Annotated in this window: 2 protein-coding genes; one reads left to right on the forward strand and one right to left on the reverse strand. The window is 45.5% G+C overall.

The genetic code is table 11. The features are described 5' to 3' along the window. The first annotated feature begins 100 nt into the window (after window positions 1-100). Window positions 101-2608, forward strand: a complete 2508-nt coding sequence (gene recG / locus H6S82_RS27125) for an ATP-dependent DNA helicase RecG (RefSeq protein ID WP_190469434.1) — start codon at window positions 101-103, stop codon at window positions 2606-2608. Between the two features lie 68 nt (window positions 2609-2676). Here the strand turns inward: recG and H6S82_RS27130 are convergent. Then, window positions 2677-2856, reverse strand: a 180-nt coding sequence (locus tag H6S82_RS27130; RefSeq protein ID WP_191057027.1) for an HNH endonuclease family protein, incomplete at its 5' end; no start/stop codon positions are given.

Raw genomic sequence — 2856 nt, forward strand, 5'->3', positions numbered from 1 at the left:
CAAAATCCAAAATCCAAAATCCAAAATCCAAAATCCAAAATCCAAAATCCAAAATCCAAAATCCAAAATCCAAAATTGGGTGACCAATCACCGATGAGCAATGACCAATGACAGAACAGACTGGGTGCGTTTGCACAAAGCCCTCGAAGTAGAAGAAAAAAACGGCTTCACAGACTTGATGGGGAAGCAATATCGCTTCAGCGAGTTTCTCTGCTTGGAATTCGGTAAAATTCCCAGCAATCTGGCCACCGAATGGCGACGCCAGTGGCTAGAGAAAGCGGCTCAATTTGCCCGTTATGCGAACCTCATACTGGAAGAGCGACAAAACCTCATTGCCCAAACTCGTCAGTTTCTTCAGCAGATAGAGCCCGGTACGGAATCCCAAGGGCAGAGGGAGAATCCCACCCCCAATCCCGACCCATCTACGGAGAGGGGAGCAAGAGCAAAGGAGAATTTATCAGCACCTGCTAAGAATGGCAAATCAAAAAACTTATCGTTCTCAGCTATTTCACTTGAGCAACCTCTCAGCAGTTTGGCAGAAGTAGGGCCGAGAAAATCACAATATTTAGCAAGGTTGGGATTGCTGACGGTACGCGACCTGCTATTTTACTATCCCCGCGACTACATCGACTATTCGCGCCAAGTGAGCATTTGCGATTTAATCGCCGGGGAAACAGTGACAATTGTAGGCAAAATCAAGCGCTGTAATTGTTTTACCAGCCAAAAAAATAAGAAATTAACGATATTAGAAATTTTGCTGACAGACGGCCCGGATAAGATCAAGGTCAGCCGATTTTTTGCGGGGACTCGCTACACGAATCGCGGTTGGCAAGAGTCGATCAAAAATCGCTATCCAGTCGGTGCAGTCGTTGCGGCTTCTGGTTTGGTGAAAGAAAGTAAATACGGCTTGACTTTGGACGACCCGCAAATAGAAGTTTTAGCCAATCCGGAAGATTCGATCGAATCGATTAATATCGGTCGAGTAGTACCGATTTATCCTCTGACGGAAGGAGTGCCGGCTGACTTGGTGCGACAAGCGGTAATGGCAGCACTACCAGCAGTAGAGCAGTTGCAAGACCCGCTACCAGCAGTATTGCGGAATCAGTATGGATTGATTGGGTTACAAAATGCGATCGCCAACATCCATTTTCCCGCCGACAGCGCCGCCAAAGATGCCGCCCGTCGCCGATTGGTTTTTGATGAATTCTTCTATCTCCAACTCGGATTTCTCAAACGCCGTCAAAACCTCCGCCGCACGCAAGCTAGCGCCATCCTCGCTCCCACAGGTCAACTGATCGAAGAATTCCACAAAGTACTGCCCTTTAAACTAACCAACGCCCAACAACGAGTCATTAACGACATCCTCAACGACCTGCAAAAACCGGAACCGATGAATCGATTGATACAAGGTGATGTCGGTTCCGGTAAAACTGTAGTCGGTGTAATTGCCATCCTCGCCGCCATTCAATCCGGCTATCAAGCAGCTCTCATGGCTCCCACGGAAGTACTCGCAGAACAGCACTACCGCAAACTGGTCAGTTGGTTTAATTTGCTACATCTACCTGTAGAACTGCTCACCGGTTCCACCAAAACAGCAAAACGCCGCGAAATACACGCCCAGCTGCAAACAGGGGAATTGCCGCTTTTGGTGGGGACGCACGCTTTAATTCAGGATACCGTGAATTTCGATCGACTCGGTTTGGTCGTAATTGACGAACAGCATCGATTTGGTGTCCATCAGCGGGCAAAGTTACAGCAAAAAGGCGAACAACCTCATGTTTTAACAATGACTGCAACGCCAATTCCTCGGACATTGGCACTCACTTTACACGGCGATTTAGATGTCAGTCAAATCGATGAATTGCCACCCGGACGAGAAGCGATTAATACAGTAGCTTTAGCCGCGAAAGAACGCACTCAAGCTTACGATTTGATTCGTCGCGAAATCGCACAAGGGCGTCAAGTATATATTGTACTGCCGCTAGTAGAAGAATCGGAAAAATTAGATGTGCGATCGGCTGTTGAAGAACATCAACGCCTCTCCGAAAGTATTTTTCCAGAATTTCAAGTCGGCTTGCTTCACGGTCGCATGAATTCAGCAGAAAAAGATGAAGCAATTAATTTATTTCGCGATAATCAAACCCAAATACTTGTTGCCACTACTGTAATCGAAGTCGGCGTAGATGTACCCAATGCCACGGTAATGATGATCGAAAATGCCGAGCGTTTTGGTTTATCTCAGTTGCATCAATTGCGCGGTAGAGTCGGTCGCGGTGCAGCCAAATCTTATTGTTTGCTCATGAGCAGTTCTACAACTGCTGATGCGCGTCAGCGACTGAATGTTTTAGAACAATCCCAGGATGGATTTTTCATATCAGAAATGGATATGCGTTTTCGCGGCCCAGGCGAAGTTTTAGGTACTCGTCAATCAGGATTGCCCGATTTTGCCTTAGCCAGTTTGGTAGAAGATCAAGAAGTTTTGGAAATAGCGCGAAATGCAGCCGAAAAAATTATTTTGAGAGACGAAGATTTGCAGCGATGGCCGTTGTTAGAAGCTGAATTGGAGTATCGCTATCAAAAATTGATGAGCGGCACAATTTTAACATAATTGATTGGATACAAAGAAAGCGAGTTTATTGAATAAACTCGCTTTCTGAGAATTTTAAGACCTCTACTCTAATAATCTAGACGCCAGATTTGACAAGCTGCCTTAGCCATTTTATTTTGTCTTTCTTCAATTTGTTTTGGCCCCCAAACTGGATAATCTAAAATCTCTTGCGTAATCTTCAACTTTGAGCTTTGATAAGCTTTAGCACACTTATCCTGAAACGAATTATTTCCTAATTTGCGATTAAC

Origin of the sequence: Planktothrix sp. FACHB-1355, assembly GCF_014748295.1 — a bacterium.
Lineage (GTDB): Bacteria > Cyanobacteriota > Cyanobacteriia > Cyanobacteriales > Aerosakkonemataceae > Aerosakkonema > Aerosakkonema funiforme_A.